The following is a 15,500-nucleotide window of genomic DNA, read 5'->3' as shown; positions in this document are numbered from 1 at the left end:
ACCACGGGAACTCGCCTACCCCCGCGTCGCGAACGCCGTTACCGTCGATCGCGACCTGGTGGGAGGCCCGATGGATGCGCGACGCGCCCGCTGGACCAGGCTGGGCCGCACCACCCGCCTGGTCGCCCTGGCCGCGGTCGGCGGGGTGACGTGCCTCGTGCTCGTCCCCGTCGCGATCAACGCCGCGACGGGCGGGTCGGCGCTGCCGGTGCTCGGCCCGCACGCGCGGTGGCTGTGGCCGGCGCTGGTCGTGCTGTCCGCGCTCACCGCGTGCCTCGCGGCGTGGGACCGGTTGAGCGCGCTGCTCGTGCGAAGACGACCCGCGCACCCCGCGAACCGCCGGATGGCGCTGGACCGGGTCGAGCGGTTCGTGCGGGCGCGGGTGGACGGGTCGCTGGCCGAGCAGCTGCGGCTCAAGCTGGGTGTCGCGCCCAGGGTCGGGCCGCGCCTGTCGACGCGCGTGCGCCACCCGGTCGTCGTGGCCGGCGAGGCGGGCGCGGGCAAGACGACGTTGCTGCTGGAACTGGCCGAGGCGCTGCTGGCGCGGGCCGCGCTCGACCCGGTCCGGCCGATACCGGTGGTGGTGGACCTCGGCGGGTGGCGGCGCGACGACGATTTCGGCGCGTGGCTGCTGCGCGTGCTGGCCGACCGGTACCGGATCGCGCCGCGGGTCGGCCGGGCGTGGCTGCGGGAGCGCAACCTCCTGCTGCTGTTCGACGGGTTGGACGAGCTGGCGCCCGCCGACCGGGTCGAGTGCCTGGCCTGGATCACCGCGCTGAACGTGCCGCAGGTCGTGCTGTGCACCGCGAACGACGAGTACCAGCACCTGCCCCGGTGCGACGTCGTCCAGGTGGAACCGCTGTCCCGCACCGTGGTCCAGGAGCTGATCGCCGCGTGCGGTCCGCGCTTGGACGGCCTGCACGACGAGCTGGAGAAGAACCCGGACCTGTGGGACGAGCTGCGCACGCCGCTCGCGTTCGGCCTGCTGGCGCTGGCCTACCGGGCCGGGCGGGCGGAGTACCGGGGCGTGCTGGACACCTACGTGGTCGAGTCGGCGGCACGGGGCGCGGCGCGTCCCGAGCGGACGGTGCGCGCGTTGCGGTTCCTGGCCCGCATCGCGCGGCGCAAGCACGACCTGCTGGCGCGGTCGCGGCTGCCACCGCGGCACGTGTGGCTGGACTTCGTCGGCCCGGAGGCGGTGTGGCGGCTGTTCCGGCGGGCCGCGCCGGGCGCGTTGGCGGGCGCGGCGGCGGCGTTGTGCTTCGTGGTGGGCGTGCGGCTCGGCCTGGTGGCGGCCGCGGTCGCCGCCGTGGCCACGGTGCTGGTGCCGCACAGCGCTTTCCGGGTGACGCGCGGTGACCCGAGCCGGGGGAACGTCTGGGCGGCAACGGGTTTCGTCGCCGGGGCGGTGGTGGCCGGCGGGGTGGCGTTCCTCGGCGGCCTGGTCGGCACGCAGGTCGCGCGGTGGCCCGCGGCGGTCGGGTACGGGCTGGTCGTCGTGGTCGCGCTGCTCGTCGCGTACGGCAACACCCGTGACCGGTACTGGGCGGTGGCGTGCGCGCTCGTGCCCGCCGGCGTGATGGTGGTGACCGGACCGTCGGCGGAGGTGTCGGCCGGGTTGGGCATCGGGCTCGGCACGGGCGCGCTGGTGGGCGCGTTCGTCGGTGGCCTGCGCGAGGTGTGGTCCGGGGTGCGGGTCCGCCCGGCCGGCGGCCTGCGCTGGCTGCCCGCGGCGGGCGCGGTCGGGGTGGGTCTCGCGGCGCTGGTGGGCGCCGACGTCCGCCTGTCGGCGTTGGGCGCGGTGACCGGGCTGCTGGTCGGCCTGGCCGTCACGCCGATCGCGAACCGGCCGTTCCACCTCCTGGCGGAGCTGCTGGCCCGGCCGCTCGCGCTGGACGAGTTCCCGTTGCGGCGCAAGGCGGTCCTGCAGTCCGCGCGGGACCGGGTGCTGCTGGTGGACGAGCACCGGTTCCCGCACGACCTGGTCCGCGAGCACCTCGCCGAGTGCGACCCGGTCGAGCTGACGGCGAGCGTCGAGCGCAGGCGCGCCGAGCTCAGCCCCACCGGGTCCGGCCCCACGGCTTGAACACCGACAGCACGGTGTTGAACGTGTAGAGCGCCAACGACACGCACGCCGCCGCCAGCACGTCGCCACCCGCCGCGACGACACCGTCCGCCGCTTCGTGCAGGCCCGAGCGCAGCGAGAACGTCGTGGCGATGACGGCGACGACGGTCAGCACGAACTTCACCAGCACCCACCGGTGCCTCACCAGGCCCCACTTCGTGCCGAGCGACAGCACCACGCCGGTGACCAGCGCGCCCAGTGCCAGCGGCAGCACGACGAGGTCGCCGAGCAGTTCCATCGCCTGGTAGAGCTGCGGCGCGTCGAACGCCGCCAGCGCGAGCACGAGCATCCCGATCGTGACGCCGAGCCAGCCCACGGACGTGACGACGTGCAGCAGCAGCCAGGTCTTGCCGGCCTTGGGTTTCAGGCCGTTGCCGGCCCTGACGGGCTTCGCGGACCTGGTGGGTTTCCCGGCCCGGGCGGGTTTCCCCGCTGTGGTGGCTTCGGTGGCTTTCGCGGCTTCCATGGCGCACAGCGTGGCGCGCCGGCGCCCGTCACCGCGTCGGTCCGGCAGCGGCTCCCGCGACTACGCCCCTCGACGTACCCAGTGCGCCGGGCGGGTCACGGACTTCGGCAGCTTCGTCGCGTCGTCGCCCCTGGCGGCGTCCACCTGGGCCTGGGTGAGGAAGAAGCTCCCGGTCAGGTTCGCGCCGGACAGGTCGGCGCCTCGTAGGTCCGCGCCGATGAAGTCGACCAGCCGCAGGTCCGCGTTGGTCAGCTTGGCGCCGATGAGGTAAGCGCCGCGCAGGTTGGACCCCCGGAGGTTGGCGCCCTTGAGGTCCTTGCCGATCAGGTCCGCGCCCCGGCGGTTCTTGCCCTTGCCGCGGGTCAGCTCGCTGGCGCGCAGCAGCAGGGCGTTGGCGCGCTCCCAGTGCGGTCCGACGTCCAGCTCCACCAGCTCTTCGGGCGTGCCGGCGGTGAGGGCCTCGATCGTCTCCTTCAGCTCGCGCGCGGCGGGGTGCAGCTCGCGGGCCGGCTCCAGGTCCAGCGCCTCGGTCAGGTACCAGAGCAGTTCGTGCAGCTGGCGCATGACCGGGAACACGTCGAACATGGTGGACGCCGACGCCGGGTCGTCACGCCAGCTCGTGCCGCCGAACGTCACCTGCGCCACCTGCTGGCCCGCGCCGAAGCAGTCGTACACCGTGCAGCCGGTGAAACCCTTGTCCCGCAACGTGGTGTGGGTGCCGCAGCGGAAGTCCTCGAGCAGGTTCGGGCACGGCGTGCGGGCGGGCTTGTCGATCGCGAAGTCGACCGACTTGCCGAAGGCGGGCACCACGCAGCACAGGGCGAAGCAGCGCGTGCAGTCGGCGCGGAGGTCGTTCATGCGCTCAACGTGTCCAGGATCTGCTGACCGTACTTGGCCAGCTTGTTCTCGCCGACGCCGCTGATCGCGCTCAGCTCGTCCAAGGTGGACGGGGTGGTCGCGGCGATCTGCCGCAGCGTGGCGTCGTTGAAGATGATGTAGGGCGGGACGCCCTGCTCCCTCGCCTGCGTGGTCCGCCACGCGCGCAGCTTCTCGAACACCGGCGCGGCCTCGGCGGGCAGGTCCACCGGCGCGTTCTTGGCCGCCTTGGCGGTCTTGACCTTGGCCGCGCGCTCCGGCTCACGCCGCATCGCCACCTTGCGGCCCTGGTAGAGCACCTCGTCACTGGCCGGCGTGACGACGAGCGTGGAGTACTCGCCCTCGACCGCGATCAGGCCCTGCGCGAGGAGTTGGCGGATCACGCCGCGCCAGCCGCTCTCGTTCAGCTCGGTGCCGATGCCGAAGACCTTCAGCTGGTCGTGGTCGTGCTGGATGACCTTCGCGGTCTTGCGGCCGAGCAGGATGTCGATCGTCTGGCCCGCGCCGAACTTCTGCCGCCGTTCGTTGCGCAGCCGCACCACGGTGGACAGCACCTTCTGCGCGGCCACCGTGCCGTCCCACGTCTCCGGCGGCGCGAGGCAGGTGTCGCAGTTGCCGCACGCCGTGGCCGACTGGCCGAAGTAGTCCAGCAGCCGGACGCGGCGGCACTCGACGGTCTCGCACAGCGCGAGCATCGCGTCGAGGTGGGCCATGAGCTTGCGGCGGTGCTGCTGGTCGCCCTCGGAGTCGTCGATCATCTTGCGCTGCTGGACGACGTCCTGCAGGCCGTAGGCCAGCCACGCGGTGGACGGCAGCCCGTCGCGGCCCGCGCGGCCCGTCTCCTGGTAGTAGCCCTCCACGGACTTCGGCAGGTCCAGGTGGGCGACGAACCGGACGTCCGGCTTGTCGATGCCCATGCCGAACGCGATGGTGGCGACCATCACGAGGCCGTCCTCGCGCAGGAAGCGCGACTGGTTGCGCGCGCGGGTGCCCGAGTCGAGGCCCGCGTGGTAGGGCAGGGCCGGGATGCCGTTCTGGCTGAGGAACTCGGCGGTCTTCTCCACCGAGTTGCGCGAGAGGCAGTAGACGATGCCCGCGTCGCCCTGGTGCTCGGTGCGCAGCAGTTCCAGCAGCTGCTTCTTCGGCTCGTTCTTGGGCACGATGCGGTACTGGATGTTCGGGCGGTCGAAGCTGGCGACGAAGTGCTTCGCGTCACCGAGGTTGAGGCGTTCGGCGATCTCGGCGTGGGTGGCCGGCGTGGCGGTCGCCGTGAGCGCGATGCGGGGCACCTCCGGCCACCGCTCGTGCAGGTGGGAGAGCGCGAGGTACTCGGGCCGGAAGTCGTGGCCCCACTGGGAGACGCAGTGCGCCTCGTCGATGGCGAACAGCGCGATCCGGCCGCGCTCCAGCAGGCGGGTGGTCTGCTCGGTGCGCAGGCGTTCGGGGGCGAGGTAGAGCAGGTCCAGCTCGCCGGCCAGGAACTCGGCCTCGACCATCGAGCGCTCGTCGGGGAACTGGGTCGAGTTGAGGAACCCGGCGCGCACGCCGAGGTCGCGCAACGCGTCCACCTGGTCCTGCATCAACGCGATCAGCGGCGACACGACCACCCCGGTGCCCTCGCGCACCAGGGAGGGGATCTGGTAGCACAACGACTTCCCGCCGCCGGTGGGCATGAGCACCAACGCGTCCCCGCCGGCGACGACGTGGTCGACGATGTCCTGCTGCTCCCCGCGGAAGGACTCGTACCCGAAAATCCTTCGCAGCACCTCTTGCGAAGCCATCGCGCGATCCTAACCGACCCCTCCGACACCCTCTCCGGTCCGACCCTTGAACACGTTGCGGCGGTGCCACCGGAAGTACCGCGCCGACCGCCGGTGGAAGGCTTCCGTGACGCGGCCGCGCAGGTGTTCGAGGTGCGGATCGAGCAGGCCGCCGTCGGAGGCGACGAGCACGACGCCGTCCTCGCCCACCGAGACGTGCCCCAGCTCGAAGAGCCGGTCACAGCCGAACGAGCACGCGAGCATCGCGATATTGCGCAGGTCGTTGCGCTCGTCGTCGTCGCACACCGCCCGCCGCTTGATGTGCGCCGCGATCAGCAACTCGACCGGGAACACCCGCCCGCACAGCGCGCACGGCGCCTCGGCCGCGTCCCCGACCAGCACCTTCCGCAGTTCGCCCTGCTCCTTGCGGTACTTCGCGACCACCCGGCCGTCCAGCTCGGCGAAGTGCTTGTCGCGCCCGTCCCGGCCGGCGCCCAGCACGGCCTGACCGGCCTGGACGGCCGCACCGGCGACCGTCGCCACCACGGCGGCCAGGACCTCGCTCTGCCCGACGGACGCGGTCCCGTCCTCCGTGAGCCGGTCGAGCGCCGCCTGGACCTCGTCCACCGCGATCTCGACCGGTCCGTCGGCGGTCGCCACCCGGGCGGCCGACGCATCGACTCCCACCACCGTGACGGTCCGCCCGGACGCCGTCGGCAACTCGGCGCCGATGAGGTCTCGCAGCACGTCGAGCGCCCGCGGCGGCTCGGCGACCGACAGGCCGACCCACCGCCACAAAGCCCGGTGGTCGACCTCGGTGAGGTAGGTGACGCGCAACACCTCGGCCGCCTGCGCGCGCACGACGGGATCGGACAGCAACTCGGCGGCCTGCTCCGTGAACCCTGCCAGGGCCGACCCGTCCGCGGCCGTCGGCTCGCCGGTCAACCCGTGCGTCTCCCACAGGGCGTCGGCGGAGCGGAGCCGCCAGAACGGGTACTGGGGCGTCGCGCTCGCGCCGGGCCGCCCGAACTCGCGCAACAGCGCGGCGACCGGCGTCCGGAACTCGGCCCACTCGAACAACCGGCCGTGCCCGGCCGCGAGCTGCCCGAGGGCCCACGTCAGCGCCAAGGGCTTGTGCAGCGTGACCCGGCCGCCCTGCCGGTGCGCGACCAGGCTCTCCAACGCGGCCAGCAGGTCGGGCACGCGGAACCGCTCGGGGAGCCGAGTGAGTGGCCGCGCGAGGTCGCTCGCCAGCCGCTCGGCGTCCGCCTCCGCCGGCCGGTACCCCGGCACGTCGACCCGCAACCGAAGGCGCTTGCTGTTGTTGCCCGCCTTCGGCGCGCCCGGCCGCTGCCCGATGCGCCCCTGGCCGCTGGTGAGCCGCCGGCGCAGCTCGGAGATGTCGACGCCCCGACCCAGCCACACCGGCTCCGGGAGGAGCCTGCGCTCGTCCTCGGCCAGGTCGCGGACCTGGCGCGAGTCGACCAGCGCGTCCAGCAGCACGGCGTCGACCGCCGCCAGCCTGCTCAGCAGCGCGGTCAACCCGGGCCGGTAGTCGGCGTTGCGCACCCCGCCGTCGGCGGTCTGCCCGCCGGCGCTCTCCAACAGCACCGCCAGGTGCTCACCGTCCGGCTTCACCGAGAACTCGGCGTTCAACACGTGGCCGGCATCGTCCGCAACTCGCACCGCTCTACCGTGCCAGACACGATGGGGTGAAATCCGGGAGACGTGGACATCAGGTCATGTGGGGACACGGCGGCCCCGGATGCGTGATGATGGCGTGCAGGGGGTGGCGGCCATGGGGGAACTCTCCGGGGACGAGGCGAAAGCGCTCGCCGGCAGTTTGCGGCGCCTGATGCAGTTGACCGCGAACCTCGTCGAGCAGGACGGTGAGGCGGCGCCGTTGCTCGCGCGGCTCCGGGATCACCTCGGGTGCGAGTTGGCGCAGGTGCTGTCGGTCGCCACGAAGTTCGAGGCGTGGGAGCACGTCAACCTCCAGCGGGGTGTCGACGCCTACCTCGCGGAGCACACGCCGGAGGCCGAGTGGTTCGGGGTCGGTGGGCACCACCGCGGCCACGAGGACTTCATGGGGATGCTCCTGGCCGCACGGCACTCGGTCGGCTTCGGGCTCGGGTCGGCCGACTACGCGACCGCGGCGGTGGGGCCGGAGGACAGCGTGGAGGTCGTCCAGCTCGGCCTGGTGCCGACCACGGCTCCCGACGGCACGCCCGTGCTGGTGGGCATCCGGGGGTCCAACGACTTCGGGCCGCCGGCCTGCCGGTTGGAGGTCCTCGCGGCCGATCGGGCGGCGGCGCGGGCGGTCGGTGGTGAGATCGAGCGGTTGATGCGGGAGCACGACGTGTTCCGGCGGCAAGTGCTGGCGTTCGGCGTGAGCGAGCACCGCGGCAACGAGCTGCTGACGTTCCTCCCCCGACCCGCCCTGGACGCCGACGACGTCGTGCTGCCGGACGGCGTGCTGGACACGATCGAGGAGCACGTGGTCGGCATCGCCGAGCACTCCGAACGGCTGCTCGCGGCGGGCCAGCACCTCAAGCGCGGACTGCTGCTGCACGGACCGCCCGGCACCGGCAAGACGCACACCGTCCGCTACCTGATGAGCCGGCTGTCCGACTGCACGGTGATCCTGCTGACCGGCCAGGCGATGCGGCTGATCGGGCAGGCGGCGGCGCTGGCGCGGCGGTTGCAGCCGTCGATGGTCGTGGTGGAGGACGTCGACCTGGTGGCCATGGACCGCGGTTACGCGGCCGGCCCCACGAACCCGCTGCTGTTCACGCTGCTCGACGCGATGGACGGGGTCGGCGCGGACGCGGACGTCACGTTCGTGCTCACCACGAACCGGGCCGACGAGCTGGAACGCGCGCTCGCCGACCGGCCGGGGCGCGTCGACCTGGCCATCGAGGTGCCCCGACCCGACGCCGACGGCCGCCGCAGGCTGGTCGAGCTGTACGGGCGCGGCGTCGACCTGCGGGCCGACCTGGGCCCGGTGGTCGAGGCGACCGAGGGCGTCACGGCGTCGTTCATCAAGGAGCTGCTGCGGCGGGCCGTCCTGGGCGCGGTGCGGGCGGACGGCGCGGGCGGCGTGCCGGTGGTGGGCGACGAGCTCGCCGACGTGGCGCGGGCCATGGCCGCCGAACGCGCGTCGCTCACCGGCATCCTGCTCGGCGGCTCGGCGAGCACGGCGACCGGACCGGGACCCGGCGGGCCGGGCCCGGCGCAACCGGGCCTGGCGCCGCAGGGGATCACGGTGAGGGCCACCAAGAGGTACTAAGCGGTCGGGCGCCACGAGCGCTCAACCGCCCCGCCCGGCCAGGGTGCGTTGCAGCACCACCACCACGAGCAGGAACGCGCCGCTGACCACCGACTGGTAGTTGCTGTCCAGCGTGCCGATCTGGTTGATCACGTTCTGGATCACGGCCCGCAGCGCGACGCCGACGACCGTGCCCAGCACCGTGCCCAGCCCGCCGGTCAGCAGGGTGCCGCCGATGACGACCGCGGCGATGGCGTCCAGCTCCAGCCCGACCCCGATCACGGTCACGCCGGACTCCAGGTACGCCGCCGTCACCGCGCCCGCGAAGCCGGACAGCACCCCGCTCACGGTGTAGACGACCACCTTGGTCCGCGCCACCGGCAGCCCCATCAGCACCGCGGACTGCTCCGCGCCGCCGGTGGCGAACACCGACTGCCCGAACCCCGTCCGCCGCAGCACGAGACCACCGGCCAGGCACAGCGCCGCCGCCAGGAACACCGGGTACCCGAACCCGAACACGGTCCCCCGCCCCAGCTCCAGGAACGCCGACCCGGACGCGATCCGGTACGTCGTCGACCCCTCGGACGTGATCGCCAGCAGCAGCCCGCGCGCCAGCAACAACGTCGCCAGCGTGACGATGAACGGCGCCATGCCGGTCCGCGCCACGAGCAGGCCGTTGAGCAACCCGATCAACCCGCACACCGCCAGCGGCAGCAGCAGGGCCACGAGGAAGCCCCACTGCGAGCCGTACGCGGCCAGCACGCCGCCCAGCGCGTACACCGACCCCACCGACAGGTCGATCCCACCCGTGATGATCACGAACGTCATGCCGAGCGCCACGATCGCCAGGAACGACCCCTGCAACGCCAGGTCGCGCACGTTGTCCAGGCTGCCGAACCGGGGGAACGACAGCCACGCCACCACGACCATCAGCACCAGAGCGACCGCGGCGCCGTGCCGGCCGACCCCGCCGCGCAGCCCGGTCACCGGCTGCTCCGCTCACGCGCCAGGTACACCGCGCCGACGATGATCGCGGCCTGCGCCATCTGCGCGGTCGAGTCGGGCAGGTCGTGCTTGATCAACGTCGCCCGCACCAGCTGCATCAGCAGCGCTCCCACCACGGTGCCGAGCACCCGCACCCGGCCACCGGTCAACGGCGTGCCGCCCACCACCACGGCGGTGATCGCGGACAGCTCCATCAGCAGCCCGATGTCGGCCGGGTCGCTCGCGCCCAGCCGCGCCGTGGACAGCACGCCCGCCACCGCCGCCAGCACGCCGCAGATCGCGTACACGCCGACCAGCACCCGTCGCACCGGCACGCCCGCCAGCACCGACGCCGCCCGGTTGCCGCCGACCGCGACCAACTGCCTGCCGAACGTCGTGCGCCCCACGATCAGCGCCACGGCCACCGCGAACACCGCCGCCGCCACCACCGCGACCGGCACGCCGAACACGTCGCCCGTCCCCAGCGCGAGGAACGTCGGGTCGCGCAGCTGCACCAACTGCCCCTCCGCGATCACCAGCGCCAACCCGCGACCGCCGACCAGCAGCGCCAGCGTGGCCACGATCGGCTGGATGCCCAGGTAGGCGACCAGCACCCCGTTGAACATGCCCGCGATCAGCCCCGCCACCAGCGCGATGGCGATCGCCGGCAACGGCCCGTACCCCAGGTACAGCGGGATGACCGCGGCCGACAGCGCCATCACCGCGCCGACCGACAGGTCCACCCCCTCGGTGCCGATCACCAGCGCCATGCCCAACGCCACGATGCACACCGGCGCCGCCTGCACGAGCTGCGTGCGGAGGTTGCCCGCGGTCAGGAAGTTCGACGTGAACGCGATGTTGAACAACAGCAACGCCACCACGGCGACGTACACGCCGTACTCCTGCAACCACCGCGCCGTGCGCGCGCGGTCCCGGACCAGAGCCGTCATGAGTCCCCCGAGGCGATCGCGGACAGCACGTGGTCGCGCGTCAGCCGGTCGCCGACCAGCTCCGACACCACCGCGCCGTCCTTGAGCACGACCAGCCGGTCCGCGCCGTCCAGCAGCTCCTCCAGCTCCGACGAGATCAGCAGCACCGCCAGCCCGTCGCGGGCCAGCTCGTCGATCAACGCCTGCACCTCGGCCTTCGCGCCGACGTCGATGCCGCGGGTCGGCTCGTCCAGCAGCAGCACCTTCGGCTGCGTGCACAGCCACCGCGCCAGCAGCACCTTCTGCTGGTTGCCGCCGGACAGCTCGGCGACCTTCTGCTCCGGCCCGGACACCTTGATCCGCAGCCGCCGGATGAACGTCTCCACCACCCGGTCCTGCCTGGTCCGGCTGACCACGCCGAAGCGGGACAGCCGGGGCAGCGCGGCGAGCACGATGTTCTCCCGCACGGACAGGTTCGGCACGATCCCCTCGGTCTTGCGGTCCTCCGCCAGCAGGCTCACCCCCGCGCGCACGGCCGCGCCGACGTTGCCCGGCAACGCCTTGCCGCCGAGCAGGACCGTGCCGGAGTCCAGCGGCAGCGCGCCGATGATCGCGCGCGCCGTCTCCGTACGACCGGATCCGAGCAGCCCGGCGAGGCCGACGACCTCACCGGGCCGGATCGACACCGAGACGCCCGACAACCGCCGTCCGCTGGTGAGGTCCTCCGCGCGCAGCAACGGTTCCGCGCCCGCCCGGTGCTCCTCGCTGAACGCCGTCGCGCCGTGCGCGCGGATGTCGCCGACGCTGCGGCCGAGCATCATCGACACCAGCTCGATGCGCGGCAGGTCCGCCAACGGCCCGGTGTGCACGTGCCGGCCGTCCCGCAGCACGGTGACGCGGTCGCAGATCCGGTACAGCTCGTCCATGCGGTGGCTGACGTACACGATCGCGATGCCGCGCCCGTGCAGCCGCTCGATGACCGAGAACAGCGTCTCGACCTCGCGCGGCTCCAACGACGACGTCGGCTCGTCCATGATGACCACGTGCGCGTCCGCCGCGACCGCGCGGGCCAGCGCGACCATCTGCTGGGCGCCCACCGCGAGCGTCCCGAGCGGGCGGCGCACGTCGTCGTGGATCCCGTACCCGGCGAGCACCTCGGCCGCCTCGGCGTGCACCCGGGCCCGGTCGACGAGGCCGAAGCGGGTGCGCGGTTCCCGGCCGAGGAACAAGTTCGCCGCCACGCTCATCAGCGGGACGAGGTTCACCTCCTGGTAGATGGTGGAGATGCCGGCCCGCTGCGCGTCGAGCGGCCGGTGGAACTCGACCGGCTCGCCGCGGTGGCGCACCTGCCCGGAGTCGGGCCGGTGCACGCCGGTCAGCACTTTGATCAACGTCGACTTGCCCGCGCCGTTCTCGCCGACCAGGGCGTGCACCTCACCCGGCCGCACCGAGAACGACACCCGGTCCAATGCCTTGACGCCGACGAACTCCTTGGTGGCGTCGACGACCTCCAACACCATGTCAGTACGCGTTCGCGAGCTTCTGGGCGGCGTTGGACCGGTCGTAGGAGTCGTCGGCGATGATCACGGCCGGCGGGATCTCCTCGCCGTCGGCGAAGTCCTGCAAGGTCTGGAACGCCAACGGGCCGAACCGGGGGTTCGACTCGATCACGGCGTCGTACCCGCCGTCGGCGACGAGCTGGACGGCGGTGAGCGTGCCGTCGATCGAGACGATCTTCACGTCCTGGCCCGGCGTGCGCCCCGCGGCCTTCAACGCGGTGACCGCGCCGATGCCCATCTCGTCGTTCTCCGCGTAGACGGCGGTGATGTCGGGGTTGCCGAGGATCAGCTGCTCCATCACGGCCTGGCCCTTGGAGCGGTCGAACTCGCCGGTCTGCTCGGCCACCACGGTGATGCCCGGCGTCTTGGCGATCTCGTCCTTGAAGCCCTTCGTGCGGTCGGTGGTGACGTTGTTGCCCGACGCGCCGAGCAGGATGGCCACCTTGCCGACGCCACCGGTCGCCGCGACCATCGCCCGGGCGGCGCGCTTGCCCTGCTCGACGAAGTCCGAGCCGATGAACGTCAGGTAGTCGGCGCACGGCTCGGCGGTCACCTTGCGGTCGATCGTGACCACCGGGACCTTCTTGGCCTTCGCCGCGTCCAGCGCGGGCTGGAGCCCGTCGGAGTTCAGCGGCGCGACGACCAGCAGCTGCGCGCCCCGGTCCAGCAGCGACTTGATGTCGCTGATCTGCTTGTTCAGGTCGCTCTGGGCGTTGGTGACGAGGAGCTTGTCGGCCGGGACGCCGAGCCTCGCGGCCTCCTCCTCGATCGACTTCGTCTCCGCGATGCGGAACGGGTTGGTCTCCTTCTCGGACTGGGAGAACCCGATCACGGCGTCCTTGACGTCGATCTTCGGGTAGCCGATCCGCTCGCGGGCGCAGCCGGGGCCGCTCGCCTGGGAGGCGGCGGCCGAGGCGGCGGGACCGCCCGTGCCGCGGGTGGACGGTTCGGCTTCACGGCTGGTGCAGGAGGTCAGCAGGGCGGCGGTCGCGACCACCGCGACGCCGACGCGGGCAGGCAGGGGCATTCGTGCGCTCCTCGATCCGGGTGTGAGTGAGCGGCGTCACTCTTCAAGGGCGGCTCCGTTTTACATCGTTGATACAACGTTGTAAAGGTTCGCCCCGCCAGCGCTGCGGAGCGCGATCGGACGGCGAACGGCCGACGCACCGCAGGCAAGCGCTTACCCAGGACGACCGGACGACCTCGCCGCCGTTCCCCCGCGCGCCCGGTCGTGCCATGGTGGTCGAGAGCGAGAATTGGTCTGGACCTTCACCGGAGAGGGGATCGGGACTATGCGCGGCACCACCGTGTTACCGGGAACGCCGTGCCGGGAGCCGCGCGAGGGCGAGTTGCCGCTGCACCGGCTGGAGGTGCCGGCGCCCAGCGCGCTCCCGTTCGCGGTCGGCACGTTCGACACCATCGGGCCGATGTCGCGCGCGCCGTTCCCGCACCGGCACACGTTCCACGAGATCGTGCACGTCACCGGCGGCACCGGCACGCACGTCGTCGACCTGGCCCGCTGGGAGCTGCGCCCGCCGCACCTGTGCGTGATCGCGCCCGGCCAGGTGCACCACTGGGACGACGCGCACGACCTGCAGGGCTCGGTGCTGCTGTTCACCGACGACTTCCTGCTCGACCACCCCGCCGACCGCGACCTGCTGCGCCGGCTCAGCGAACGGCCCTGGCTGACGCTGGACGAGCCCGCGCACGCCCGGATCGGCCGGCTCATCGGCGAGCTGCACGAGGAGTACCGGCACGGCGAAGCGGGCGCGGACACGGTGCTGCGGGCGTTGCTGCACGTGCTCGTCGTGCGCGCGGCCCGGCTGACCGCGACACCTGCCGCGCCGCCGCCCGCCCGACCCGGCGCGGTGGCGGAGGAGTTCGTCCGGCTGTCCGGCCGCACGGACCACCGGCTGTGGTCCGTGCGCGCGTACGCGGAGCGGATCGGCGTGACCCCCGGCTACCTGACCGAGGCGGTGAAGGCCGCGACCGGGCGGACGCCGTCGCAGCTGGTCCGCCAGGCGCGGACGCAGGAGGCGCAACGGCTGCTGGCCAAGACGGAGCTGAGCGTGCGGCAGGTGGCGAACCGGGTCGGCTTCGACGATCCCGCCTACTTCTGCCGCTTCTTCCGCCGCGAGACGGGCGCGAGCCCCGGGGCGTTCCGCCGCGCGGCAGGCCGTTCACAGTGAGCGCGAACGGCAACGGAGACCGCGAGGATCACCACGAACGGCGGCGCCAGTCCATCGTCCGCGGGTGAGCGGCGTCCGTAGGTTCGTGGTCGATCCCGAACCGAACGCCCCCACGAGGAGCAGGTATGGACGCATCCACGGACGGCGACCGCGGCACGACCGGGCAGCCCTCGGCCGACGAGTCGGACGCACGCCACCTCAGCCGCAAGACGGTGCTGCGCGCCGCGGTGGCCGCGGGGGTCGCGCTGCCGGTGGCGATGATGGGCGTGCCCGCGCTGGCCCGCACGGTCGGCGCGAACGGCGAGCAGGTCGCGCTGACGCCGGAGTGCGACGACGGCGACGACCCGACGCCGCCGCAGACCGAGGGACCGTACTTCAAGCCGAACTCGCCGCGCCGCACGTCGCTGGTCGACGCGGGGACGCCCGGCACGAGGCTCACCGTCACCGGCTACGTGTTCGGCCTGGCGTGCCTGCCGCTGGGCAACGTGCTGATGGACTTCTGGCAGGCCGACGTCAACGGCGTGTACGACAACACCGGCTACCGGTTCCGCGGCCACCAGTTCACCAACCCGGACGGCACGTTCACGCTGAGCACGATCGTGCCCGGCCTCTACCCCGGCCGCACCAGGCACATCCACGTGAAGCTGCAGGCGCCCGGCCGGCCCGTGCTCACCACCCAGCTGTACTTCCCGGGCGAGCCGCGCAACAACACCGACAGCATCTTCGACCCGCGGCTGCTGATGGAGGTGCGCACCGTCGGCGGCGGCCGTGAGGCGAAGTTCGACTTCGTGCTGAACGTGCCGCAGAGCACCACCACGCGGCCGACGACCACGACCACGACCCCGTCGTCACCGGGCGGCGGCACGTGGGCGGTGGGCACGAACTACGCGATCGGCGCGACCGTCACCTACAACGGCGTGGGGTACGTGTGCTTGCAGGGGCACCTCGCCCAGCCGGGCTGGGAACCGCCGAACGTGCCCGCGCTGTGGCGCGCGGAGTGAGTGCGGCCTGACGCCCGCGAAGGGAGCCCTCGGTGTGCGGATGACACCGGGGGTTCCCGCGCGGGTGGAGTGCCCTGGTCAGGCGGTGTTGCCGGTGCCCTGCGGCGGCACATCGGCCGGCTCGCGGAACAGGTCGGTGTAGGCGCGCTGCTCGTCGCGGCGCGGGCCGCTGGTGTCCTCGGGCCGGTCCGTGTCCGGGTGGCTGAACAGGTCGTGGTACGTGGATGACATGGGTTTCCGACTTTCTCCGCGTCCGATGCGTGCTCACGGTCGGCGATGCCGGTCCGGAGATCCCCGCACGGCGCGAGGGTGTTCGGGGTTCGAGAAGATAGAGAAACGCCCC

13 protein-coding genes are annotated in these 15,500 nt (G+C 72.8%); 4 read left to right on the top strand and 9 right to left on the bottom strand.

The genetic code is table 11. The features are described 5' to 3' along the window. Positions 1-70: 70 nt before the first annotated feature. Positions 71-2,086, top strand: coding sequence for an NACHT domain-containing protein (locus tag ABTZ99_RS02560; protein WP_499607582.1), 2,016 nt, complete (start codon positions 71-73; stop codon positions 2,084-2,086). On the opposite strand, the gene ABTZ99_RS02555 is transcribed toward ABTZ99_RS02560, so the two are convergent. From ABTZ99_RS02555 to ABTZ99_RS02540, 4 genes are read right to left on the bottom strand one after another with little or no spacing between them, the layout of a single operon-like run. Next, on the bottom strand, positions 2,055-2,591 hold the full coding sequence (locus ABTZ99_RS02555) for a hypothetical protein (RefSeq protein ID WP_499607579.1): 537 nt from the start codon (positions 2,589-2,591) through the stop codon (positions 2,055-2,057). The genes ABTZ99_RS02560 and ABTZ99_RS02555 overlap by 32 nt on opposite strands. Positions 2,592-2,651: 60 nt before the next feature. Beyond that, positions 2,652-3,449 carry a pentapeptide repeat-containing protein gene (locus tag ABTZ99_RS02550; RefSeq protein WP_499607576.1) on the bottom strand — a complete coding sequence of 266 codons (798 nt, stop codon included), beginning with the start codon at positions 3,447-3,449 and terminating at the stop codon, positions 2,652-2,654. Continuing rightward, positions 3,446-5,248, bottom strand: a complete 1,803-nt coding sequence (gene recQ, locus ABTZ99_RS02545) for a DNA helicase RecQ (RefSeq protein ID WP_499607573.1) — start codon at positions 5,246-5,248, stop codon at positions 3,446-3,448. Before recQ ends, ABTZ99_RS02550 begins: the two co-directional genes overlap by 4 nt. A 9-nt stretch (positions 5,249-5,257) precedes the next feature. Further along, positions 5,258-6,913, bottom strand: a complete 1,656-nt coding sequence (locus ABTZ99_RS02540; protein WP_499607570.1) for a phosphorothioated DNA-binding restriction endonuclease family protein — start codon at positions 6,911-6,913, stop codon at positions 5,258-5,260. 112 nt (positions 6,914-7,025) lie between these two features. Between ABTZ99_RS02540 and ABTZ99_RS02535 the strand changes: the two genes are divergently transcribed. Beyond that, complete coding sequence (locus tag ABTZ99_RS02535; RefSeq protein WP_499607567.1) at positions 7,026-8,516, top strand: AAA family ATPase; 1,491 nt, start codon at positions 7,026-7,028, stop codon at positions 8,514-8,516. Positions 8,517-8,537: 21 nt separating this feature from the next. Here ABTZ99_RS02535 and ABTZ99_RS02530 read toward each other — a convergent pair whose 3' ends face one another. From ABTZ99_RS02530 to ABTZ99_RS02515, 4 genes are read right to left on the bottom strand one after another with little or no spacing between them, the layout of a single operon-like run. Continuing rightward, a complete protein-coding gene (locus ABTZ99_RS02530; RefSeq protein ID WP_498783054.1) occupies positions 8,538-9,425 on the bottom strand; it encodes an ABC transporter permease in 888 nt (295 codons plus the stop codon). A gap of 53 nt (positions 9,426-9,478) precedes the next feature. Further along, on the bottom strand, positions 9,479-10,429 hold the full coding sequence (locus ABTZ99_RS02525; RefSeq protein WP_499607564.1) for an ABC transporter permease: 951 nt from the start codon (positions 10,427-10,429) through the stop codon (positions 9,479-9,481). Further along, entirely contained in the window at positions 10,426-11,928 is a 1,503-nt protein-coding gene (locus ABTZ99_RS02520) for a sugar ABC transporter ATP-binding protein (RefSeq protein WP_499607561.1), read from the bottom strand. Before ABTZ99_RS02520 ends, ABTZ99_RS02525 begins: the two co-directional genes overlap by 4 nt. Before the next feature lies 1 nt (position 11,929). Continuing rightward, a complete protein-coding gene (locus tag ABTZ99_RS02515; RefSeq protein ID WP_499607558.1) occupies positions 11,930-12,994 on the bottom strand; it encodes an ABC transporter substrate-binding protein in 1,065 nt (354 codons plus the stop codon). Positions 12,995-13,259: 265 nt separating this feature from the next. Between ABTZ99_RS02515 and ABTZ99_RS02510 the strand changes: the two genes are divergently transcribed. Beyond that, positions 13,260-14,156 (top strand): helix-turn-helix transcriptional regulator, encoded by an 897-nt coding sequence (locus ABTZ99_RS02510; protein ID WP_498783010.1) that lies wholly within the window; start codon positions 13,260-13,262, stop codon positions 14,154-14,156. Between the two features lie 125 nt (positions 14,157-14,281). Next, on the top strand, positions 14,282-15,157 hold the full coding sequence (locus ABTZ99_RS02505) for a dioxygenase family protein (RefSeq protein ID WP_499607555.1): 876 nt from the start codon (positions 14,282-14,284) through the stop codon (positions 15,155-15,157). A gap of 78 nt (positions 15,158-15,235) precedes the next feature. Here ABTZ99_RS02505 and ABTZ99_RS02500 read toward each other — a convergent pair whose 3' ends face one another. After that, positions 15,236-15,388, bottom strand: a complete 153-nt coding sequence (locus ABTZ99_RS02500) for a hypothetical protein (RefSeq protein WP_230566947.1) — start codon at positions 15,386-15,388, stop codon at positions 15,236-15,238. Between the last annotated feature and the right edge of the window lie 112 nt (positions 15,389-15,500).

Source organism: Actinosynnema sp. NPDC002837, assembly GCF_040295345.1.
Taxonomy (GTDB): domain Bacteria; phylum Actinomycetota; class Actinomycetes; order Mycobacteriales; family Pseudonocardiaceae; genus Actinosynnema.
The sequence above is the reverse complement of the archived record's forward strand: the minus strand, read 5'-3'. Positions and strand labels throughout refer to the sequence as shown.